Annotated in this window: 19 protein-coding genes; 8 read left to right on the top strand and 11 right to left on the bottom strand. The window is 71.8% G+C overall.

Annotated features, from left to right (window positions below; all coding sequences use genetic code 11):
• The first annotated feature begins 6 nt into the window (after positions 1-6).
• Entirely contained in the window at positions 7-576 is a 570-nt protein-coding gene (locus OG446_RS29675) for a GTP-binding protein (protein ID WP_148021413.1), read from the top strand.
• 46 nt (positions 577-622) lie between these two features.
• Entirely contained in the window at positions 623-1,756 is a 1,134-nt protein-coding gene (locus OG446_RS29670; protein ID WP_328896877.1) for an FAD-dependent monooxygenase, read from the top strand.
• Positions 1,757-1,835: 79 nt separating this feature from the next.
• Here the strand turns inward: OG446_RS29670 and OG446_RS29665 are convergent, their stop codons facing one another.
• Positions 1,836-2,237 (bottom strand): RidA family protein, encoded by a 402-nt coding sequence (locus OG446_RS29665; protein ID WP_328896876.1) that lies wholly within the window; start codon positions 2,235-2,237, stop codon positions 1,836-1,838.
• On the bottom strand, positions 2,234-3,361 hold the full coding sequence (locus OG446_RS29660) for an acyl-CoA dehydrogenase family protein (RefSeq protein WP_328896875.1): 1,128 nt from the start codon (positions 3,359-3,361) through the stop codon (positions 2,234-2,236). The genes OG446_RS29665 and OG446_RS29660 overlap by 4 nt, the downstream gene beginning before the upstream one ends.
• Positions 3,362-3,482: 121 nt before the next feature.
• On the opposite strand from OG446_RS29660, the gene OG446_RS29655 reads away from it, so the two are divergent.
• The 5 genes from OG446_RS29655 (at position 3,483) to OG446_RS29635 (ending at position 6,979) form a co-directional block, all read left to right on the top strand.
• Positions 3,483-5,120, top strand: coding sequence for an AMP-binding protein (locus OG446_RS29655; RefSeq protein ID WP_328896874.1), 1,638 nt, complete (start codon positions 3,483-3,485; stop codon positions 5,118-5,120).
• A 4-nt stretch (positions 5,121-5,124) separates the two neighbouring features.
• Positions 5,125-5,940, top strand: coding sequence for a PaaX family transcriptional regulator (locus OG446_RS29650; protein WP_328896873.1), 816 nt, complete (start codon positions 5,125-5,127; stop codon positions 5,938-5,940).
• Between the two features lie 42 nt (positions 5,941-5,982).
• Complete coding sequence (locus OG446_RS29645) at positions 5,983-6,243, top strand: hypothetical protein (RefSeq protein ID WP_328896872.1); 261 nt, start codon at positions 5,983-5,985, stop codon at positions 6,241-6,243.
• On the top strand, positions 6,243-6,443 hold the full coding sequence (locus OG446_RS29640; RefSeq protein ID WP_328896871.1) for a hypothetical protein: 201 nt from the start codon (positions 6,243-6,245) through the stop codon (positions 6,441-6,443). Before OG446_RS29645 ends, OG446_RS29640 begins: the two co-directional genes overlap by 1 nt.
• Before the next feature lie 104 nt (positions 6,444-6,547).
• Entirely contained in the window at positions 6,548-6,979 is a 432-nt protein-coding gene (locus tag OG446_RS29635) for a hypothetical protein (RefSeq protein WP_328896870.1), read from the top strand.
• On the opposite strand, the gene OG446_RS29630 is transcribed toward OG446_RS29635, so the two are convergent.
• Positions 6,966-9,317 carry a bifunctional salicylyl-CoA 5-hydroxylase/oxidoreductase gene (locus tag OG446_RS29630; RefSeq protein ID WP_328896869.1) on the bottom strand — a complete coding sequence of 784 codons (2,352 nt, stop codon included), beginning with the start codon at positions 9,315-9,317 and terminating at the stop codon, positions 6,966-6,968. The two genes, OG446_RS29635 and OG446_RS29630, sit on opposite strands and share 14 nt — an antisense overlap.
• On the bottom strand, positions 9,302-10,129 hold the full coding sequence (locus tag OG446_RS29625; protein ID WP_328896868.1) for an enoyl-CoA hydratase family protein: 828 nt from the start codon (positions 10,127-10,129) through the stop codon (positions 9,302-9,304). Before OG446_RS29625 ends, OG446_RS29630 begins: the two co-directional genes overlap by 16 nt.
• A gap of 243 nt (positions 10,130-10,372) precedes the next feature.
• On the opposite strand from OG446_RS29625, the gene OG446_RS29620 reads away from it, so the two are divergent.
• Positions 10,373-10,807: an ATP-binding protein gene (locus OG446_RS29620; protein WP_328896867.1), complete on the top strand. Its 435-nt coding sequence runs from the start codon at positions 10,373-10,375 to the stop codon at positions 10,805-10,807.
• 11 nt (positions 10,808-10,818) lie between these two features.
• Here OG446_RS29620 and OG446_RS29615 read toward each other — a convergent pair whose 3' ends face one another.
• From OG446_RS29615 to OG446_RS29585, 7 genes are all read right to left on the bottom strand, one after another.
• A complete protein-coding gene (locus OG446_RS29615) occupies positions 10,819-12,246 on the bottom strand; it encodes an amino acid permease (protein WP_328896866.1) in 1,428 nt (475 codons plus the stop codon).
• 198 nt (positions 12,247-12,444) lie between these two features.
• Positions 12,445-13,449, bottom strand: coding sequence for an ornithine carbamoyltransferase (gene argF / locus OG446_RS29610; protein ID WP_328896865.1), 1,005 nt, complete (start codon positions 13,447-13,449; stop codon positions 12,445-12,447).
• A gap of 133 nt (positions 13,450-13,582) precedes the next feature.
• A complete protein-coding gene (locus OG446_RS29605) occupies positions 13,583-14,815 on the bottom strand; it encodes an arginine deiminase (RefSeq protein WP_328896864.1) in 1,233 nt (410 codons plus the stop codon).
• A gap of 102 nt (positions 14,816-14,917) precedes the next feature.
• On the bottom strand, positions 14,918-17,542 hold the full coding sequence (locus OG446_RS29600; protein WP_328896863.1) for a polynucleotide kinase-phosphatase: 2,625 nt from the start codon (positions 17,540-17,542) through the stop codon (positions 14,918-14,920).
• Positions 17,539-19,059, bottom strand: coding sequence for a 3' terminal RNA ribose 2'-O-methyltransferase Hen1 (locus tag OG446_RS29595; protein WP_328896862.1), 1,521 nt, complete (start codon positions 19,057-19,059; stop codon positions 17,539-17,541). Before OG446_RS29595 ends, OG446_RS29600 begins: the two co-directional genes overlap by 4 nt.
• Before the next feature lie 30 nt (positions 19,060-19,089).
• On the bottom strand, positions 19,090-20,067 hold the full coding sequence (gene mmuM, locus OG446_RS29590) for a homocysteine S-methyltransferase (RefSeq protein WP_328896861.1): 978 nt from the start codon (positions 20,065-20,067) through the stop codon (positions 19,090-19,092).
• A 186-nt stretch (positions 20,068-20,253) separates the two neighbouring features.
• A complete protein-coding gene (locus OG446_RS29585) occupies positions 20,254-21,177 on the bottom strand; it encodes an LLM class F420-dependent oxidoreductase (RefSeq protein ID WP_328896860.1) in 924 nt (307 codons plus the stop codon).
• Positions 21,178-21,193 lie beyond the last annotated feature (16 nt).

Raw genomic sequence — 21,193 nt, 5'->3', positions numbered from 1 at the left:
GCCAAGATGACCATCAGTCAGGCGGCCCCCGCCGCCGTGAAAATCCTCGTCGCCGGCGGCTTCGGCGTCGGCAAGACCACCCTCGTGGGCGCGGTCAGCGAGGTCGCGCCCCTGCGCACCGAGGAGTTCCTGACCAAGGCCAGCATCGGCGTCGACGACCTGGCCGGTGTCGGACAGAAGGACACGACCACCGTGGCCCTGGACTTCGGCCGGATCACGGTCAGTCCGGAGCTCGTCGTCTACCTGTTCGGCACCCCGGGCCAGGAACGCTTCTGGTTCATGTGGAACGACCTGGTCAACGGAGCCCTCGGCGGCGTCGTCATCGCCGACACGCGCCGGCTGGAGACCAGCTTCGCCTCGATCGACTTCTTCGAGAGCCGGGACATCCCGTTCGTCGTGGCGATCAACTGCTTCCACGGTCACAACAGCCGCACCCCGGACGAGATCAGAGCGGCTCTCGACCTCGATCCGCATGTCCCCCTGCTGGTCGGTGACGTACGCGAGCGGTCGTTCGGCCGTGACGTGCTGCTGGCCCTCGTGGACCACCTGATGAGCCTGCCCGTCGCGGCCGGCTGATCGCGCCCCGACACCTCGCACCCTTTCCCCACTGGAGACAACCGATATGGCAACACCCCTGCGCGTCCTGATCCACGGCGGCGGCATCGGCGGGCTGACGCTCGCCACCGCCCTGGCCCGACGCGGCCACACCGTCGAGGTCGCCGAACTCCGCGACGAGCTGGAGGCCCTGGGCGTCGGCATCATCCAGCCGTCCAACGCCCTGCACGTCATGCGGGAGATCGGGGTCCTCGACGACTGCCTCAAGGCGGGCTTCGAGTGGGAGGTCCTGACCATCGCCGACCCGGCCGGCAACACCCTGGCCGAGATCCCGCAGCCCCGGATGGGCGACGCCCCGTCCAACAACGGCATCCCGCGCCCCGCGCTCGCCCGGATCCTCGGTGCCGCGGCCACGGCCGCCGGCGCGACGATCCGCTTCGGCGCGACCATCTCCGAGCTGACCGACGACGGCGAGGGCGTGGACGTCACCCTGTCCGACGGCTCGGCCGGGCGCTGGGACCTGGTCGTCGGCTTCGACGGCATCGGCTCGCCGCTGCGTACCCGGCTGTACGGCGACCGCTACACCCCCGAGTACACCGGATTCGCCAACTGGCGTGTCACCGTGCCCCGCCAGGAGCACGTCAAGGGCGTCGTCATGGGCACCGCGGGCCAGGCCGCCAAGGCGCTGCTCACTCCGATCACGGACGAGCTGATGTACCTGGGCGCGGTGTTCGCCGAGCCCGAGGACTTCCGGCCCGACGCGGAGAAGGCGCACGAGCAGCTCAAGGAGCGGCTGCCGATGTTCTCCGGCCCGGTCGCCGAGGCGCTCGCCGCCGTCACCGGACCGGAAGCGGTGGTGTACTCGCGGATCTCCCAGGTGACCGTGGAGGAGCCGTGGCACGTCGGCCGGGTCGTCCTGGCCGGTGACGCCGCGCACGCGAGCACCCCGCACCTCGCACAGGGTGCGGCCATGGCCGTGGAGGACGCGCTGGTGCTCGCCGAGTCGCTGGACGCCGAGGCGGACCTCGCGGCCGCTCTCGGTGCCTGGGAGGCCCGCCGCCGCCCCCGTGCCATGTGGGTGCAGGCCCTGTCGCGCGCCGTGCTCAAGCAGGAGACGGGCGGGGAGACGACGCCCGAGGAGGACGAGCTGCTGAAGGTCGGCATCCCGGGTGCCGCGCACGTGCTGGTGCAGCCGTACTGATCATGCGCCGATCGCTCTGAGAGTGTTTGAACGCCCTGTGCGGTCCCGGACTCCCGGGCCCGCACAGGGCGTTCGTGCGTCAGGGCAGGACCGCCACCCCGTCGATCTCGACCAGGGCCTGTTCGTCCCAGAGCCGCACCGCCCCGATGACCGCCATCGCCGGGTAGTCGCGGCCCGCCAGCCGCCGCCAGATCCGGCCCAGCTCGGCGGCGTTCGCCCGGTAGTCGGCGACATCGGTGGCGTAGACCGTGACCCGTGCCAGGTCGGCGGGGGCGCCCCCGGCCGCGCGCAGGGCGCCGAGCAGATTGGTGAGCGCGGTGGCGAACTGCTCGGGCAGGGTGCCTCCCACGATGTCGCCCCGCTGGTCGAGGGCGGTCTGCCCGGCGAGGAAGACCAGTTGACTCCCGGTGGCGGTGACCGCGTGCGAGAAGCCCGCGGGCGGGGAGAGTTCGGCGGGGTTGATCCGGTGGATCGGGCTCATGCGGACGGCTCCCGGTTCGCGTACAGCTCCTTGGCGATGATCGTGCGCTGCACCTCGCTGGCGCCCTCGTAGATACGGGGGGCGCGGACCTCGCGGTAGAGGTGTTCGAGCAGATGCCCGCGGCGCAGGGCGCGGGCGCCGTGGAGCTGGACGGCGGTGTCCACGACGTACTGCGCGGTCTCGGTGGCGTACAGCTTCGCCATGGCGGCCCGCCGCGGGACGCCCGGCTCCCCCGCGTCGTACGCGGCGGCGGCCGCGTACACGAGCAGCCGGGCGGCCTCGGTGCGGGTGGCCATCTCCGCGACCTGGTGGGAGACGGCCTGCAGATCGCTCAGCGGCCCGCCGAACGCGGTGCGGGTGGCGGTGTGTTCCACAGTGGCGTCGAGCGCCGCCCGGGCCATGCCGATGGCGAAGGCGCCGACGCTGGGCCGGAAGAGGTTGAGGGTGTTCATGGCGACCCGGAAGCCCCGGTCAGGTTCGCCGAGCACATCGTCCGGGGTGACCGGGACTCCGTCGAAGCGGAGCGCGCCGATCGGATGCGGGGACAGCATGTCCAGCGGGGTGCCGGTCAGGCCGGGGCGGTCGGCGGGGATCAGGAACGCGGTGACGCCCCGCGCTCCGGCGCCCTGCGTCGTCCGGGCGAAGACGGTGTAGAAGTCCGCCTCCGGGGCGTTGGAGATCCAGCACTTCTCGCCGGTCAGCCGCCAGCCCTCCGGCGCGTGCACGGCGTCCAGGGCCAGCGCCGCCGCGTCGGAACCGGCCCCCGGCTCGCTGAGCGCGAAAGCGGCGACGGCGCGGCCCGCGCGGACCTCGGGGAGCCAGCGCTCGCGGTGGGCCGAGGTGCCCGCCTGCACGATCGGGTACGTCCCGAGGCCCTGGAGCGCCAGGGCGGTCTCGGCCTCCGTGCAGCCGCGGGCGAGCGATTCGCGCAGCAGGCACAGATCGAGGGCGCCGGACCCGAGCATCCGGTCCAGCAGCCCGAGCTCGCCGAGCGCCGCCACCAGAGGGCGGTTGACGTGCCCCGGCTCGCCCTTCTCCGCGAGCGGGCGCAGCCGCTCGTCGGCCAGGGTGCGCAGTTCCTCGCACCAGGCGGTCTGTGCCGGATCGAGCGAGAATGCCGTCATACCGGCGCCTCTCTGTCGAACGTCCCGGTGCCGTCCCTTCCGGGACCGGGACTTTATCGCGGACCGTTGACTACCGTCACCCAAACGATACGCTCCAAGGGCGACAAGGGGGCGATCCTTCATGGAACCGAATTCCTCAGCGCACATCGACAGCTTCGCCAGGGAACATCTGCCACCCGCCGACCAGTGGCCGGAACTGGTCTTCGACCTGCCCGAGCTGCACTACCCGGACCGGCTCAACTGCGCCGCGGAGCTCCTGGACCGTACGGCCGAGCGCTTCGGGTCCGGCCGGCCCGCCTTCCGTACGCCCGACGGCGGTGTGCTGAGCTACGGGGAGCTGCGGGACCTGGTCGACCGGATCGCCCACGTCCTCACCTCGGACCTGGGGGTCGTACCCGGCAACCGCGTGCTGCTGCGCGGCCCCACCACGCCCCACCTCGCCGCCTGCTGGCTGGCGGTGCTGAAGGCCGGCGCGGTCGCCGTCACCGTACTGGCCCAGCAGCGGGCGGCCGAACTCGCCACGATCTGCTCGATCGCCCGCGTCAGTCATGCGCTGTGCGATGTCCGGACCGTCGACGACCTGGTGAAGGCCGATGTGCCGGGGCTGCGGATCACGGCCTACGGCGGCGACGCACCCGACGACCTGCTGCGGCTGGCCGAAGCCCGGCCGGGCCCGTACCCGGCCGTGGACACCGCGGCGGACGACGTGGCACTGATCGCCTTCACCTCGGGGACCACCGGGCGCCCCAAGGGCTGTATGCATCTGCACCGCGATGTGCTGGCCATCGCGGACACCTTCTCCCGGCACGTCCTGCGGCCGGTGCCCGACGACGTCTTCGCCGGCAGTCCGCCGCTCGGTTTCACCTTCGGGCTCGGCGGTCTGGTCGTCTTCCCGCTGCGGGCCGGCGCGTCGGCCCTGCTGCTGGAACAGGCGGGCCCCAAGCAACTGCTGCCCGCCCTGGCCGCGCACCGGGTGTCGGTGCTGTTCACCGCCCCGACCGCCTACCGGGTGATGCTCGACCAGCTCGACGGGCACGACCTCTCCGCACTCCGCCGCTGTGTGTCCGCGGGCGAGAACCTGCCCGTCGCGACCTGGCAGTCCTGGTACGAGCGCACCGGCCTGAAGATCATCAACGGCATCGGTGCCACCGAGCTGCTGCACATCTTCGTCTCCGCCGCCGACGACGCCATCCGCCCCGGCACCACGGGCGTCCCGGTCCCCGGCTGGCAGGCCCGGGTGGTGGACGCCGAGGGCGAACCGGTGCCGGACGGCGAGCCGGGGCTGCTCGCGGTGCGCGGTCCGGTCGGCTGCCGCTACCTCGCGGACGAGCGGCAGCGGGAGTACGTGCGGCACGGCTGGAACCTCACCGGCGACACCTACGTGCGCGACGCGGACGGCTACTTCCGCTACGTGGCCCGCGCCGACGACATGATCATCTCCTCCGGCTACAACATCGCGGGCCCCGAGGTCGAGGACGCCCTGCTGCGCCACCCCGACGTGGCGGAAGCCGCGGTGGTGGGCCGTGCGGACGAGCTGCGCGGCCGGATCGTCGCGGCGTACGTGGTGCGCCGGGAGGGCTCGGACCTGACGGCCGACGCGCTGCGCGCCTTCATGCGCTCCGAGCTGGCCCCGCACAAATGCCCCCGCCTCATCACGTTCCTGCCCGCACTCCCCCGTACGGCGACCGGCAAACTGCAGCGGTTCCGGCTTCGCGCGGACGAACCCGGTGCGGACCCCGGCACACCGGGCCGAGAATGATCACATGGTCGAACCGCACACTCCCCGCTCGCTGATCGTCACGCTCTACGGTGCGTACGGCCGCACCCCGGGCGACGCCCCGATACCGGTGGCGGAACTCGTCCGGCTGCTCGGTGCGGTCGGTGTCGAGGCCCCCGCCGTACGGTCCTCCGTCTCCCGGCTGAAGCGGCGTGGCCTGCTCGTCGCGGCCCGGACGCCGGGCGGGGCCGCCGGGTACGCCCTGTCGGCCGACGCGCGCCAGCTGCTCGACGACGGGGACCGGCGGATCTACCGGCATCCGGACCCGCGCATCGAGGACGGCTGGGTGCTCGCCGTGTTCTCCGTACCGGAGGCCGAACGCCACAAGCGGCACCTGCTGCGCTCACGGCTGTCCGGTCTCGGCTTCGGCACGGCCGCCCCCGGCGTGTGGATCGCGCCGGCCGCGCTGTACGAGGAGACGCGGCACACCCTGGAGCGTCTGGACCTCACCCCGTACGTGGAGCTGTTCCGCGGTGACCACCTGGGGTTCGCGGCCACCGGGGAGTCGGTGGCGCGTTGGTGGGACCTGGACGCCGTGGCCCGGCTGCACGAGGGCTTCCTGGAGCGGCACGAGCCGGTGCTGCGGTCCTGGGAGGCGCGCCCGGAGCGGGCGCCGGCTCCGGAGGCGGCGTACCGCGACTACCTGATGGCGCTGGACTCCTGGCGGCAGGTGCCGTACGCGGATCCGGGACTGCCGAAGGAGCTGCTTCCGCCGACGTGGCCGGGCGGGAGGTCGGCGAAGGTGTTCGGGCTGCTGCACGAGCGATTGCGGGATGCCGGGGCGGAGTTCGTCGGCGGATAACCGCGTGCCCCGGTCGCGGTGCGCCCGGCAGAATGCCGATGCATGACCTGGACCTTCACGGACGACGTCGGGCTCTTCCTCGCCACGGCCGGCCCCTCGCTGAGCGCCCGGCCTGCCGAGAGCACGGTCATGCTGACCGTCACCGCTGCCCTGCGCCGCCACGGGCCCCGCGCCTACGGCGGCCACGATCCGGTACTGGGCTGGTGGCGTGGCGTCGACGGCGAGGTGGCGGGCACCCTGCTGCATACGCCGCCCTACCCGGCGACGCTGAACGCGGTCGCCCCGAGGCGATCGCCCCGCTGATGGCCACCCGCCGGCTGACCCGTGTGAACGCCGACCGGGCCACCGCCCGGGCGGTGGCGGCGCATTGGCCGGGGCACCGCGTCGACAAGGAGCAGCGTCTGTACCGGCTGGGCGAGCCGACCCCGCCGTCGCCCGCTCCCGGTGGCCGGGCGAGGCCGGCGACTCCGGCGGACCGGGAGCTGCTCCCTGATCCGGCCTGATCCGAACGAATGACCCTGGCGAAACCCGACGAGCAACGGCGTGTACACCCGCATCGGCTACCGGCCCCTCTCGGACCGGCTGCTGATCAGCGCGGAGGAGAGCGATGGATGACGTACCCGAACCCCAGTGGCTGGTCGCGGCGAACGTCGTACGGTGGCGGCGGTACGGGGATCTGGGGCAGGAGTTCCGGCCCGGCACGAAGGCTTTCCGGGGCGGGGCGAAGGTCTACGTCGTGGACACCCATCCCGGAATGGGCAACGCGCAGCTGACCGCGGTGGGCCACGGCCGGCACACCGGGCGGTGGATCACCATCGACACCGGGACCCGGCATCTGCACACCTTCCGGCCCCGGTTGGTGTACTCCCCCGCCGTCCTCAAGCGGTGCGCCGCCATGCCCGTGCGGACGCGTGAGGAGGCGGCCGAACTGGCGGAGCGGCTGGACAGGACCGCGCGGCTGGGACGCCACACCCATCACGCCGCCCCGCACCCCGATCCCTGCCTCTGCCACGAGTGCCTGCCGCTCAGTCCAGAGTGAGCCGCGGCTTCGGTGCGTCCGTACGGCCCGTCGGCGGGGTACGGCTGCCCGCGCGGTACGGGAGCGGCCAGGGGGCGCCCGGCCCGGTGTAGCCCTGGTCGGCTGCTGCGTGGAGCGTCCAGTGCGGGTCGTACAGATGCGGGCGGGCCAGGGCGCAGAGGTCGGCGCGGCCCGCGAGCAGCAGGGAGTTGACGTCGTCCCAGGAGGAGATGGCGCCGACGGCGATGACGGGCACGCACAGGGTGTTGCGGATCCGGTCGGCGTACGGGGTCTGGTACGAGCGCCCGTACTCGGGCTGTTCGGAGGGGACGACCTGCCCGGTGGAGACGTCGATGGCGTCGGCGCCGTGCGCGACGAAGGCGCGGGCGATCTCGACGGCGTCCTCGCCCGTCGTCCCGCCCTCGGCCCAGTCGGTCGCGGAGATCCGGACGGTCATCGGCCGGTCGTCGGGCCACCGTTCACGGACCGCGTCGAAGACTTCCAGCGGGAAGCGGAGCCGGTTGGCCAGGGTGCCCCCGTAGGCGTCGGTGCGGTGGTTGGTCAGCGGGGAGAGGAAGCCCGAGAGCAGATAGCCGTGGGCGCAGTGCAGTTCGAGGAGGTCGAACCCGCAGGCCTCGGCGCGTCGGGCGGCGGACGCGAACTGCTCGCGGACGGTGTCCATCCCCGCGCGGTCCAGGGCGTGCGGGATCTGGTTGACGCCCGGCGCGTACGGGAGCGCGGAGGCGGCGGTCAGCGGCCAGTTGCCGTCGTCGAGCGGCTGGTCGATGCCCTCCCACATGAGCTTGGTGGAGCCCTTGCGGCCGGAGTGGCCGAGCTGGATCCCGATGGCGGTGCCGGGCGACCCGGTGTGCACGAAGCCGGCGATCCTGGTCCAGGCGGCGGCCTGCTCGTCGGTGTAGAGGCCGGTGCAGCCCGGGGTGATGCGGCCCTCGGGGCTCACGCACACCATCTCCGTCATGACCAGCCCGGCACCTCCCAGCGCCCGCGCACCGAGGTGGACGAGGTGGAAGTCGCCGGGGACGCCGTCGGTAGCGGAGTACATGTCCATGGGCGAGACGACGACGCGATTGCGCAGCTCCAGGGCCCGCAGCCGCAGCGGAGTGAACATCGGCGGGGTGCCGGGCGGGCAGCCGAACTCGTCCTCGACGGCCGCGGTGAACGAGGCGTCGCGCAGCCGCAGGTTGTCGTGGGTGACGCGGCGGCTGCGGGTGAGGAGGTTGAAGGCGAACTGACGGGGCGGCTGGTCGACGTACGTACCCAGCTCCTCGAACCAGCGCAGGCTGGCCGCGGCGGCGCGCTGGGTCGACTCGACGACGGGCCTGCGCTCGCTCTCGTACGCGGCGAGGGCTGTCGGCAGGTCCGGCTGTTCCTCGATGCAGGCGGCGAGGGCGAGTGCGTCCTCGACGGCGAGTTTGGTGCCGGAGCCGATGGAGAAGTGCGCGGTGTGGGCGGCGTCACCGATGAGGACCGTGTTCCCGTGCGACCAGTGCTCGTTGACGACGGTGCGGAAGGTGAGCCAGGAGGAGTTGTGGGAGCGCAGCGGCCGGTGGCCCAGGGCGTCGGCGAAGATCTTGGCGCAGTGCCGGGTCGACTCGGCGGGGTCGCAGGTGTCGAATCCGGCCGCGCGCCAGACCTCTTCGCGCATCTCGACGATGACGGTCGAGGCGTCGGGAGAGAAGGGGTAGGCGTGCAGCTGCATCACGCCGTACGCGGTCTCGGCGGTCTCGAAGCGGAAGGCGTCCAGGGCGAAGTCCGCGGCGAGCCAGATGTACCGGCAGCGGTGGGCGGTGATGTGGGGCCCGAAGAGGTCCGCCTGGGCGTCGCGGGTACGGCTGTGTACGCCGTCGGCCGCGATCACCAGGTCGTGGGAGGCGGCCAGTTCGGCGGCGGGCGGTGCCTCCTCGCGGAAGCGGAGGCGCACCCCGAGACCGGCGCAGCGCTCGTGCAGGATCTCCAGGAGCCGCCGCCGGCCGAGTGCCGCGAAGCCGTGACCGCCGGAGGTCTGGGTGTGGCCGCGGTGGACGATGTCGATGTCGTCCCAGCGGACGAACTCGCGTTGGAGTGCGGCGTGGACGGCGGGGTCGGCGTGCTCGATGCCGCCGAGGGTCTCGTCGGAGAGGACGACGCCGAAGCCGAACGTGTCGTCGGGGGCGTTGCGCTCCCAGAGGGTGATCTCGCGCTGCGGGCCGAGCCGTTTGAGCAGGGCAGCGGCGTAGAGCCCGCCGGGTCCGCCGCCGATGACGGCGATCCTGCGGAGTGGTTCCGCTTCACCGCCGGGGGGTGGAGGGCCGGGGCGCCGGGCTTCGGGGGGTGTCACCCGGATCACCGGCCCTGCCATTTCGGCGGCCGCTTCTCGGTGAACGCCGCGTGGAACTCGGCGTAGTCCTCGCCGTGCATCAGGAGGGCCTGGGTGGCGGCGTCCATCTCCACGGAGGCGGCCAGCGGCATGTCGAGTTCGGCGGTGAGCAGTGCCTTGGTCTGGGCGAGGGCGAGCGCGGGTCCGTCGGCGAGGCGCCGGGCGAGCGCCGCGGCCCGCTCGTCGGCCCCGCCCTCCTCGGCCAGTTCGCTGATCAGCCCGATCCGCTCGGCCTCGGGGGCGCGGACGGGATCGCCCAGCATCAGCAGCCGGGTGGCGTGGCCGAGGCCGACGACCCTGGGCAGCAGGTAGGCCGCGCCCATGTCACCGCCGGAGAGCCCGACCCGGGTGAAGAGGAAGGCGAACTTCGCCGAGGGGTCGGCGACCCGGAAGTCGGCGGCGAGCGCGAGCACGGCGCCCGCCCCGGCGGCGACCCCGTGCACGGCCGCTACGACGGGGAACGGGCACTCCCGCAGGGCCCGTACCACCTGCCCGGTCATCCGGTTGAAGTCCAGCAACTGGGCGGTGTCCATCGCGAGCGTGGCTCCGATGATCTCGTCCACATCGCCGCCCGAGCAGAAGCCGCGCCCCTCTCCGGCCAGCACGAGGGCGCGCACGGAGCGCTCCCTCGACAGCTCGGCCAGGAGGTCGCGCAGATCCGCGTAGGCGCCGAAGGTCAGCGCGTTGAGCTTCTCGGGCCGGGCGAGGGTGACGGTGACGACGCCGTCCTGCGTCGTCACCCGCAGATGGTGCCAGGTCTCCGTACGGGACGCGGAGCTGGGAAACGGACTCATCGAGGGTGGTCCCCTTCGGCCGTCGGGCTGCTGCCTGGCCCCGAATTTATCACTCGTACGTGACTTCCGTCACGAGTACGCGATAGATGGAGTGGGGGTACCAGTGACGAACGTCCTGTTCGCACCGGTCGGCAGGCCCTTGCCCGTGTCGTGGGGATTCGTAAGGTTGAAACCAAGAAGTTCTGAGCTCCCCGAACCCTTGAGCCCCGGACTGTTCACGCTCTCCTGAACGGAAGCCCCGCCGTGCCGTCCGATCCCCCCGCACCCGCCGTCTGGCGCATCACGCTGCCGCACTCCGCGGCCGCCGTGCCGATCGCCCGGGCGCTGATCCGTACGGTGCTGGCGGACCTCGACGCACCCGCCGACAGCGACACCGCCGAACTGCTGACCGCGGAACTGGTCGCCAACGCCGTGGAGCACACCCCGGCCGACGAGCCCGTCGAGCTGGTGGTGGAGCTCCTGCCGAGCGGCTGCCAGGTGGAGGTGCACGACGGTGATCCGTCCCCGCCGGGCGACCTCTCACGCCCGGAGCCGGACGACATCCCCGACCCGTGGCAGGAGCACGGGCGAGGACTGCTGCTGATCCGCACCCTCAGTTCGTCCTGCGGCCACCGCACGACGGAGCGCGGGAAAGCGGTGTGGTTCACCCTGCCGTCACCCGCCCGGCCTGCCTCCTGACCGGGCGGCCCTCAGGCTCCGGTCCGGTGCGCCAGCCGTGAGCGGGAGCGCCCGTAGCCCGCGTACACCGCCGCGCCGACGGCCAGGAACACCGCGAACTGCACCCAGGTCGACCAGCCGGTCCCGTACATCAGATACACGCAGAAGGCGACGCCGAGCAGCGGGCTGAGCGGGTAGAGCGGCACCCGGAACGAGCCCTTCACCTCCGGATTGCGGCGGCGCAGCACGATCACGGCGACGTTGACCGCGACCATCGTGGCCAGCGTCCCGATGGTGGTCAGGTTCACCACCACGTCGAGCGAGGAGAAGGCCGCCGGGACGGCGAAGACGACGGCGACGATCCAGGTGTTGGCGACCGGTGTCGCGGTCCGCGGCGAGACGCGTTCGAAGACCCGCGGAACCAGGCCGTCGCGCGACATCGACATCAGAATGCGGGTCTGTCCGTACATGACCGCGAGAACGACCGAGGCGATGGCGACGACCGCGCCGAACGCGATGATTCCGCCGCCGACGGTCGAGTCGGTGACCTGGTCGACGATGAGGGAGAGCGCGGCCGGCTTGTCGGAGACGGCTTCGGGCCCGAGGGCACCGATCGCGGCGAGGGCCACCGCGCAGTAGAGCAGCGTGACCAGGCCGATGCAGATCATGATCGCGATCGGGATGTTCCGCCGGGGGTTCTTGACCTCCTCGCCCGTCGTGGTGATGGCGTCGAAACCGATGTACGAGAAGAACGCCAGCGACGCTCCCGCGGTGACTCCGCCCGCGCCGTGGGACATGAACGGCGTGAGGTTGCCGTGCTCGAAGGCGGTGAAGGCGATGACGCAGAACATGACCAGGATGGTGATCTTGAGAACCGCCATCGCGGCCGTGGCCCCGGCGCTCTCCCGGATGCCGCGAACCAGCAGCGTCGCGGCCATCATCACCACGAGGACGGCCGGCAGGTTGATCACACCGCCGTCGCCGGGACCGGCGGAGAGCGCGGCCGGAAGCTGCCGTCCGAAGAGGCTGTCGAGCAGTTCGTTGACGTACTGGCTCCAGCCCACCGCCACGGCCGAGACCGACACCCCGTACTCCAGGAGCAGGCACCAGCCGACGAGGAAGGCGGTGCGCTCACCGAGGGTGGCGTAGGCGAAGGAGTACGAACTTCCGGAGACCGGGATCGCGCTGCCCAGCTCGGCGAACGAGAACGCGGTGAAGATGCAGGTGACGGCCGCGAGGACGAAGGACAGCACGACGGCGGGACCGGCCTCGGCGACGCTGTCGGACAGGCCGACGAAGATGCCGGTGCCCACGACGGCACCGATCCCGAAGCACACCAGCTGGAAGAGCCCCATGGTGCGTCTGAGCCCGTGGCCCTCCAGGTCGGCGCCGGACTCGGCGATCAGCTGGTGCGGGTCCTTGACGCGGTGCGGCGGGCCGGGAAGGCGCAGGGGGCTCACGGCGGTGGTCTCATCTCTGGCGGTGCAGGTGGGGGGAGGGTGCGGCGACGGCAGTGGGGGCCGGTCGCCGCACACGAAAATGGGGTTCGAGCGTGCGAGCTCGAACCCCACCAACGGGGACCATATTAGACACCCGTGCGCATGTTCACCCAAGTGGGCGCATGACCATGCGCTTGCATGACCTTCGCCACGATCGTGTCAGCGCGTGGCCATCGTGGCGACCAGCACGGCCTTGATCGTGTGCATCCGGTTCTCCGCCTCGTCGAAGACGACGGAGTGCGCGGACTCGAAGACCTCGTCACTGACCTCCAGCTCGGTGAGGCCGTGCCGGGCGTGGATCTCCCGGCCCACCTTGGTGCCGAGGTCGTGGAATGCCGGGAGGCAGTGCAGGAACTTCACGCCGTCGTTGCCACTGGCCCGCAGGACGTCCATGGTGACGGCGTACGGCGCGAGGGCGGTGATGCGCTCGTCCCAGACCTCCTTGGGCTCGCCCATCGAGACCCAGACGTCGGTGGCGACGAAGTCGGCACCGCGCACGCCCTCGGCGATGTCCTCGGTGAGCGTGACCGTCGCCCCGCTCGCTCCGGCGAGCCGGCGGGCCTGGGCGACGACGGCTTCGGCGGGCCAGTAGGCCTTCGGCGCGACGATCCGCACGTCCATCCCGAGCAGGGCGCCGGTGACGAGGTAGGAGTTGCCCATGTTGAACCGGGCGTCACCGAGGTAGGCGAAGGCGATCCGCTCCAGCGGCTTCTCACTGTGCTCGGTCATCGTGAGGACGTCGGCGAGCATCTGGGTGGGGTGCCAGTCGTCGGTGAGCCCGTTGAAGACGGGCACGCCGCCGTGGGCCGCCAGCGCCTCGACGGCCTCCTGGCTGTCACCGCGGTACTCGATCCCGTCGAACATCCGGCCGAGGACGCGGGCGGTGTCCTTCACGGACTCCTTGTGCCCCATCTGGGAGCCGGAGGGGTCGAGGTAGGTGGTGGAGGCGCCCTGGTCGGCGGCGGCCACCTCGAACGCGCAGCGGGTGCGGGTCGAGGTCTTCTCGAAGATCAGCGCGATGTTCCTGCCGCGCAGCCGCTGGACCTCGGTGCCCGCCTTCTTCGCAGCCTTGAGCTCGGCGGCCAGGGCGATCAGGCCGCGGAACTCCTCGGCCGTGAAGTCCAGCTCCTTGAGGAAGTGGCGGCCTGCGAGGTCTATGGCCATGGTGACTGCTCCTGGGTCGGACGGGGGCGCATACAGTAACCCTGGAAGTCTATACGACGTAATGCATCGCTATACAGAGCCCCCGCTGACTCGTTCCCGGTACCTCACCGGCGGCGCGTGCCGCGTGCCGCGTCTACACCGGGTCCCGGACCACCGGGCAGCTCATGCAGCGCGGGCCACCGCGGCCCCGGCCCAGTTCGCTGCCGCGGATCTCGATGACCTCGATGCCCTCCTTGCGCAGATGGGTGTTGGTGGTGGCGTTGCGCTCGTAGGCGACGACGACGCCCGGCTCGACGGCCAGGACGTTGCAGCCGTCGTCCCACTGCTCGCGCGCGGCCGCGTGCACGTCCTGGGTGGCGGTCAGGACCCGGATCGACTCCAGGCCCAGCGCCTCGGCGATGGCGCGGTGCATGTGCTCGGGCGGATGGTCGGTGACCTTGAGGTCGCGCGGCCCGTCCCCGGGTTCGATGGTGTACGAGCGGAGCATGCCCAGGCCCGCGTACTTGGTGAAGGTGTCCCCGTCGACCATCGTCATCACCGTGTCGAGGTGCATGAACGCCCGGCTCTTGGGCATGTCGAGTGCCACGATCGTCCGGGCGGATCCGGCGTCGAAGAGGCCGCGGGCCAGCATCTCCACCGCCTGCGGAGTCGTGCGTTCGCTCATGCCGATGAGCACGGCCCCCCGGCCGATGACGAGGACGTCACCGCCCTCGATGGTGGAGGGATAGTCGTCCTGCCCCTCCGACCAGTGGTGGAAGGCGCCGGCGTCCGGGCCCGTGAAGAGCGGGTGGTGACGGTAGATCGCCTCGAAGTGAACGGTCTCGCGCTGCCGGGCGGGCCACCGCATGGCGTTGATGGAGACCCCGTCGTAGATCCAGGCCGAGGTGTCCCGGGTGAAGAGGTGGTTGGGCAGCGGCCCGAGCAGGAAGTCGTCCAGGTCCATGACGTGGAAGCGCACGGAGGTCGGCTCGCGGTAACGCTCCAGGAACTCCCGTTTGGTCATCCCGCCGACCAGTGCCTCGCAGAGGTCGGCGGTGGACAGCTCCTCGAAGGCCACCCGCAGATGCTCGGTGGCCAGCGGCCCGTACTCCTTCTCCTCGAAGACCCGGTCCAGCACGAGCCGCCGGGCCACGGGGATCTCCAGCGACTCCCGGAGCAGGTCACCGAAGAGGTGCACCTCCACTCCGCGGTCGCGCAGTACGTCCGCGAAGCCGTCGTGCTCCTCGCGGGCCCGGCGCACCCAGAGCACGTCGTCGAAGAGCAGCGCGCCCCGGTTCTCCGGGGTGAGCCGTTTCAGTTCCAGATCGGGGCGGTGCAGGATGACGCGGCGCAGCCGCCCGGCCTCGGAGTCGACATGGAATCCCATGCCCTCATCCTCACCGCGCGGGAGGTCGTTCACCCGGCGAATCGCCAGCCGGTTCTGTCGGCGGGCCGGGACCCTTCACGGTCCCGGCCCGCCGGCAAGGCACTACAGCCGCGGGTCCACCGGCTCCGACTCCAGTGCCAGGACCGCGAACACCGCCTCGTGGACCCGCCACAGCGGCTCCCCGTCGGCCAGCCGGTCCAGGGCCTCCAGGCCCAGGGCGTACTCGCGTAGAGCGAGCGACCGCTTGTGGCCGAGGAAGCGGCCGCGCAGCCGGTCCAGGTTTTCCGGGCGGGTGTACTCGGGACCGTAGATGATCCGCAGGTACTCCCGGCCACGCACCTTGATTCCGGGCTGGACGAGCCGGCCCTTGCCGTCCCTGACGAGCGCGCCGAGCGGCTTGACGACCATGCCCTCGCCGCCGCGGCCGGTCATCTCCAGCCACCAGTCGACACCCGAGCGGACCGAGGCCTCGTCCGCGGGGTCGACGACGAGCCGCCGGGTGACCTGGAGCAGCCCGGTGGGGTCGTGCTCCACCAGCCGGTCCAGCCAGGCCAGCTGCTCGTCATGGGGTACGGCGGCGAGCGAGCGGCCCTGCACGGCGAGGATCTGGAACGGCGCAAGGCGCACCCCGTCCAGCCCTTCCGTGCTCCAGCAGTAGCGGCGGTAGGCCTCGGTGAACGCCGCCGCGTCCTCGGCCCGCCCCCGCTGCCGCTGCGCGAGCGCGCCGACGTCGACACCGCGTGCCGCCGCTGCCGCCAGCGCCCCGGTGGCCGAGGGGAAGACGGCGCCCGACGCCGCGCCGACCGCCGCGTACTGCGAGCGGAGCAGCCCGGCCGCCTTCAGGGACCAGGGCATCAGCTCGGCGTCGAGCAGCACCCAGTCGGTGTCCCACTCCTCCCACAGCCCGGCAGCGGTGACGGCCTGGCGCAGCCGGTCCAGCACGGTTTCGGTGAGCGCGGGGTCGTCCAGGAACGGCCGTCCGGTGCGGGTGTGCAGCGCGCCCGTCGGGCCGCCCTTGCCCAAGTCGCCGGTCCCGAAGTCAACGGTCCCGGAGTCACCGGTCCCGAACCGTTCCCGTGCCGCTTCCGCGTCACGGCAGACCAGGGCCACGGCCCGGGAGCCCATGTGCTTCTCCTCGCACACGACCCTGTCCACACCGTCCGCCCGGTACTGCGCGAAGGCCTCGGCCGGGTGCTCCAGATAGCCCTCCTCCTTCGAGGTGGCGGTCGGTGCCATGGTCGGCGGAAGGTAGGCGAGCAGCCGGGGGTCGACGGCGAACCGGCTCATGACCTCCAGCGCCGCCGCCGCGTTCTCCTCGCGCACCGCCACCCTGCCCATGTGCCGGGTCTCCACGATCCGGCGGCCCTGCACATCGGCGAGGTCCAGCGGCCGGCCCTCCCGGCCGCCCGGCGCCTCGGTGGTGAGCGGCTTCACCGGCTCGTACCAGACCTGCTCGGCCGGTACGTCGACGAGTTCGCGCTCCGGCCAGCGCAGCGCGGTCATCTTCCCGCCGAACACGGCGCCCGTGTCCAGGCAGATGGTGTTGTTGATCCAGGAGGTGTTCGGCACGGGGGTGTGGCCGTAGACCACGGTGGCCCGGCCCCGGTAGTCCTCCGCCCACGGGTAGCGCACCGGCAGCCCGAACTCGTCGGTCTCGCCGGTGGTGTCGCCGTAGAGGGCGTGCGACCGGACCCGCCCCGAGGTGCGCCCGTGGTACTTCTCGGGCAGCCCGGCGTGGCAGACGACCAGTTTGCCGTCGTCCAGCACGTAGTGGCTGACGAGCCCGTCGATGAACTCCCGGACCCGGCCGCGGAATTCCGGGTCCCTGGTGTCCTCCCGCTCCAACTGCTCGATCGTCTCGGCCAGTCCGTGGGTCTGCTGGACCTTACGGCCCTTGAGGTAACGGGCGAGCTTGTTCTCGTGGTTGCCGGGGACACAGAGCGCGTTGCCGTCCGAGACCATGGACATGACGCGGCGCAGCACGCCGGGGCTGTCGGGCCCGCGGTCGACGAGGTCGCCGACGAACACCGCCGTGCGCCCTTCGGGGTGCGCGCCGTCCACGTAGCCGAGCTTGACGAGCAGCGTCTCCAGCTCGGAGCTGCAGCCGTGGATGTCACCGATGATGTCGAAGGGACCGGTGAGGTGGCGGAGGTCGTTGTAGCGGCGCTCCAGCACCACTTCCGCGTGCTCGGCCTCCTCCTCGGTGCGCAGGATGTGGACCTTGCGGAAGCCCTCACGCTCCAGGCCGCGCAGCGAACGGCGCAGCTCCCGGCGGTGGCGCTGGACCACGTGGCGGGGCATGTCGGCACGGTCCGGCCGGGCCGCGTTGCGCGCGAGGCAGACCTCTTCGGGCAGGTCGAGGACGATCGCGATGGGCAGCACATCGTGCTCCCGGGCCAGCTGCACCAGCTGGCGGCGGCTCTCCGACTGGACGTTGGTGGCGTCGACGACGGTCAGCCGTCCCGCGGCCAGGCGCTTGCCCGCGATGTAGTGAAGGACGTCGAAGGCGTCCCGGCTGGCGCTCTGGTCGTTCTCGTCGTCGGCGACGAGTCCGCGGCAGAAGTCCGAGGAGATGATCTCGGTCGGTTTGAAGTGTCCGCGGGCGAAGGTGGACTTGCCCGAGCCACTCGCCCCGATGAGGACGACGAGGGAGAGGTCGGTCACCGGCAGGACGCGTCCGGTGCGGGTGCTGTCGCTGGTGCGGTCGCTGGGGCTGGTGTTGCTCATGCGGTTTTCGCCTCCTTCTCGGTCGTGGCGGTCGCGTCGGGCGCACCGGCCGTGTCGGTCGTGTCGGTCGTGTCGGTCGCGGCCATCGTGAACACGGCCAGCTGAGTGGGCGGACCCACCTCGGGGTCGTCGGGGCCTACGGGGACGAACTCCACCCCGTACCCGTGCCTGCGGGCCACTTCGCCCGCCCAGTCCCGGAATTCGGCCCTGGTCCACTCGAAACGGTGGTCGCCGTGCCGGACGTGTCCGGCCGGGAGGGACTCCCAGCGGACGTTGTACTCGACGTTCGGCGTGGTCACGAGCACGGTACGGGGACGGGCCACGCCGAACACCGCATACTCCAGGGCCGGCAGCCGCGGCAGGTCGAGGTGCTCGACGACCTCGCTCAGCACCGCCGCGTCGTACCCCTTGAGCTGCTTGTCCGTGTACGTGAGCGAGCCTTGCCGGAGCGTCACCCGGGCGGCCTGGCGCTCCCCCATCCGGTCCAGCTTCAGCCGGCGCGAGGCGATCGTCAGGGCACGCATCGAGACGTCCACGCCGACGATCTCGGTGAAGCGCACGTCCTTCAGCAGTGCCTGCACCAACTGGCCCTGGCCGCAGCCGAGGTCGAGCACCCGGCTCGCCCCCGCAGCGGTCAGCGCCGCCAGGATCGCGGCCCTGCGCTGCTCGGCGAGCGGCACCGGCCGCTCCTCCGTGTCGGCCGTCTCGTCGACGGCGTTGTCGATGCTCTCGACTTCGAGGTCGTCGGACTCGGCGAGCCGCACCAGCTCCAGCCGCTGCATCGCCTGCCGGGTCAGCCCCCAGCGCCGCGACAGATACCGGCTGGTGATCAGCTTCTGTTCGGGGTGGTCGGCCAGCCAGCCCTCACCGGCCCGCAGCAGCTTGTCCACCTCGTCCGGCGCCACCCAGTAGTGCTTGGCGTCGTCGAGCACGGGCAGCAGGACGTACAGCTGGCGCAGGGCGTCCGCGAGCCTCAGCTCACCCTCCAGCACGAGCCGTACGTACCGAGAGTCCCCCCACTCGGGGAACTGCTCGTCCAGCGGCACGGCCACCGCGTCCACGCGGGACCAGCCGAGCGGACCGAAGAGCGCCCGCACCAGCTCGGCACCACCACGGGCCGGGAGGGCGGGAACCTCGATCCGCAACGGCATCGGCTCCGCCGCCCGCTCGGGCATCGCCTTGCAGGTGCCGCTCAGCGCGGACTTGAAGACGGTGCTCATCGCGACGGAGAGCAGCGAGGACGCGGCGTAGGGGCGGTCGTTGACGTACTGCGCGAGTGCCGCGTCGGGGGCACCGCCGCGGCCCTTGCCCTTGCCCCGCCGCACCAGCGCCACGGGATCCACCTCCAGCAGCAGCGCGGCCGTGCACTGCTCCGCGGATGCCTCGGGATAGAAGACATGCGCGGTGCCGTGCGAGGTGGAGAACGTCTGCGCCTTCTCGGGATGCTTGTGCAGCAGGAAGCCGAGATCGGTGGCGGGACGTTCCGGGGTGCCGGTGGTACTGATCGTCAGGAACACACGTCCGAGTATGGTCCGGTCCACTCGCCCTCACCAGGCATTTTCAGCTCTCCCCGGCCCGGGTGCCGTCGCTCCCTCGCCGAGCAGCGCGGCCAGTTCCGCGATGGTGGCCGGGCCGACGCGGCAGCAGCCACCGATCAGCCGCGCACCGGCGTCCTGCCAGGCCCGGACCCGTCCGGGGTCGAACGTGGCGCCCCCGGTCCACGCCCTTCCCTGCGCGTCCCAGCGCTCGCCGCTGTTCGGATAGACGACGACCGGCTTCCCGGTCGTCTCCGCCGCCACCCGGACCGCCCCGTCCACATCGGCCGGATCGCAGCAGTTCACCCCGGCCGCCACCACCTGCTCCTCCCCGGCGACGAGGCCGAACGCCTCCTCCAGCCGCTGCCCGGCCCTGGTCCGGTCACCGGCCACGGTGTAGGAGAGCCAGACCGGCAGCCCGCACTCCCCCGCCACCCGCAGCAACGCCTGCGCCTCGTCCAGGTCCGGCACCGTCTCCATCGCCAGCACATCGGGGCCGGCGGCGGCCAGGGCCTCGATCCGGGGGCGGTGGAAGCGTTCCAGTTCCCGGATCGTGAGCCCGTAGCGGCCCCGGTACTCCGCCCCGTCCGCCGTCACCGCCCCGTACGGGCCGACCGAGGCCGCGACCCAGACGTCCCGGTCCACCGCCCCGGCCGCCCGGCGGGCCAGTTCCACGCTTCGGGCGAAGAGCCCCGCCGCGTCCGCCCGCCCGATCCCGCGCTGCCGGAACCCTTCGAAACTCGCCTGATAGCCGGCCGTGATGAGCACCTGCGCACCCGCCCGCACATACGCCGTGTGCGCGGCCTCGATCTGCTCCGGTCCGTCCACGAGCAGCCGGGCCGACCACAGGTCGTCGGACAGATCACAGCCCTGCGCCTCCAACTGGTTGGAGAGCCCACCGTCGAGCAGGACGGTTCCTGCCGCGAGCGCGGCGGCGAGCGGGCGGGACGGCGCCCCGGCCGGGGCGGCGGGATCGCGGGCGGGTGACACCAGAGGCTCCTTCTTCTCTCGGTCCAGTGCTGCCCTCGGTCCAGTGCTTCGCTCGGCCGAGCTTTCTGCTCATCCGAGGTGCCCTCTCAACCGAGCTTTCCGCTCAGCCGAGCTGCCCTCCCAGCCGAGCTTTCCGCTCAGCCGAGCTGCCCTCCCAGCCGGGAGTCCCCTCGGCCGAGAGTCCCCTCAGTCAAGCTGTGACTGGACCTGCGACGAGATCAGCTCCAAGTGCTCCAGGTCGTCGAGGTCCAGCACCTGGAGGTAGATGCGCGACGCCCCGATCGCCCCGAATCGGCCGATCTTGTCGACGACCTCGGCGGGCGAGCCTGCCAGCCCGTTCGCCTTCAGTTCCGCCACGTCCCGTCCGATGACGGCGGCCCGGCGCGCCACCTCCGCATCGTCCTTGCCTACGCAGACGACCAGGGCGTTGGAGTACACCAGGTCGTCGGGCCCGCGTCCCGCCTCCGCGGCCGCCGCCCGGACCCGGCCGAACTGCTTCTCGCTGTCCTCCAGCGAGGCGAACGGAATGTTGAACTCGTCGGCGTACTGCGCGGCCAGCCGCGGCGTCCGCTTCGCACCGTGCCCGCCGATCAGCACGGGCACCTTGGCCTGAGCGGGCTTGGGCAGCGCGGGCGAGTCGGTGAGCTGATAGTACGTACCGTCATAACTGAACGTCTTGCCGACCTCGGTGGCCCACAGACCGGTGACGATCGCCAGCTGCTCCTCCAGCCGGCCGAACTTCTCCTTGGGGAAGGGAATGCCGTAGGCCTTGTGCTCCTGCTCGAACCAGCCGGCGCCCAGGCCCAGCTCGACGCGGCCGCCGGACATCTGGTCGACCTGTGCCACCTGGATGGCGAGCACTCCGGGAAGGCGGAACGTCCCCGCCGTCATCAGGGTGCCGAGGCGGATCCGCTTGGTCTCGCGCGCCAGCCCGGCCAGCGTGATCCAGGCGTCCGTCGGGCCGGGAAGGCCGTCGCCCTGGCCCATGCGCAGATAGTGGTCGGACCGGTAGAAGGCATCGAAACCGAGGTCCTCGGCCGCCTTCGCGACGGTGAGCAGTGTGTCGTAGCTCGCCCCTTGCTGGGGCTCGGTGAAGATTCGAAGATCCATGCATCCATCCTGCACC

Source organism: Streptomyces sp. NBC_00236, from assembly GCF_036195045.1.
In the GTDB taxonomy this organism is placed as follows: Bacteria; Actinomycetota; Actinomycetes; order Streptomycetales; family Streptomycetaceae; genus Streptomyces.
Note: the sequence above shows the minus strand (reverse complement) of the source record. Positions and strands in the feature narration are given on the sequence as shown.

Coding starts and splice junctions, on each gene's coding strand:
- OG446_RS29675 (WP_148021413.1), top strand. CDS start 7: ATGACCATCAGTCAGGCGGCCCCCGCCGCCGTGAAAATCCTCGTCGCC.
- OG446_RS29670 (WP_328896877.1), top strand. CDS start 623: ATGGCAACACCCCTGCGCGTCCTGATCCACGGCGGCGGCATCGGCGGG.
- OG446_RS29665 (WP_328896876.1), bottom strand. CDS start 2,237: ATGAGCCCGATCCACCGGATCAACCCCGCCGAACTCTCCCCGCCCGCG.
- OG446_RS29660 (WP_328896875.1), bottom strand. CDS start 3,361: ATGACGGCATTCTCGCTCGATCCGGCACAGACCGCCTGGTGCGAGGAA.
- OG446_RS29655 (WP_328896874.1), top strand. CDS start 3,483: ATGGAACCGAATTCCTCAGCGCACATCGACAGCTTCGCCAGGGAACAT.
- OG446_RS29650 (WP_328896873.1), top strand. CDS start 5,125: ATGGTCGAACCGCACACTCCCCGCTCGCTGATCGTCACGCTCTACGGT.
- OG446_RS29645 (WP_328896872.1), top strand. CDS start 5,983: ATGACCTGGACCTTCACGGACGACGTCGGGCTCTTCCTCGCCACGGCC.
- OG446_RS29640 (WP_328896871.1), top strand. CDS start 6,243: ATGGCCACCCGCCGGCTGACCCGTGTGAACGCCGACCGGGCCACCGCC.
- OG446_RS29635 (WP_328896870.1), top strand. CDS start 6,548: ATGGATGACGTACCCGAACCCCAGTGGCTGGTCGCGGCGAACGTCGTA.
- OG446_RS29630 (WP_328896869.1), bottom strand. CDS start 9,317: ATGGCAGGGCCGGTGATCCGGGTGACACCCCCCGAAGCCCGGCGCCCC.
- OG446_RS29625 (WP_328896868.1), bottom strand. CDS start 10,129: ATGAGTCCGTTTCCCAGCTCCGCGTCCCGTACGGAGACCTGGCACCAT.
- argF (WP_328896865.1), bottom strand. CDS start 13,449: ATGGCCATAGACCTCGCAGGCCGCCACTTCCTCAAGGAGCTGGACTTC.
- OG446_RS29605 (WP_328896864.1), bottom strand. CDS start 14,815: ATGGGATTCCATGTCGACTCCGAGGCCGGGCGGCTGCGCCGCGTCATC.
- OG446_RS29600 (WP_328896863.1), bottom strand. CDS start 17,542: ATGAGCAACACCAGCCCCAGCGACCGCACCAGCGACAGCACCCGCACC.
- OG446_RS29585 (WP_328896860.1), bottom strand. CDS start 21,177: ATGGATCTTCGAATCTTCACCGAGCCCCAGCAAGGGGCGAGCTACGAC.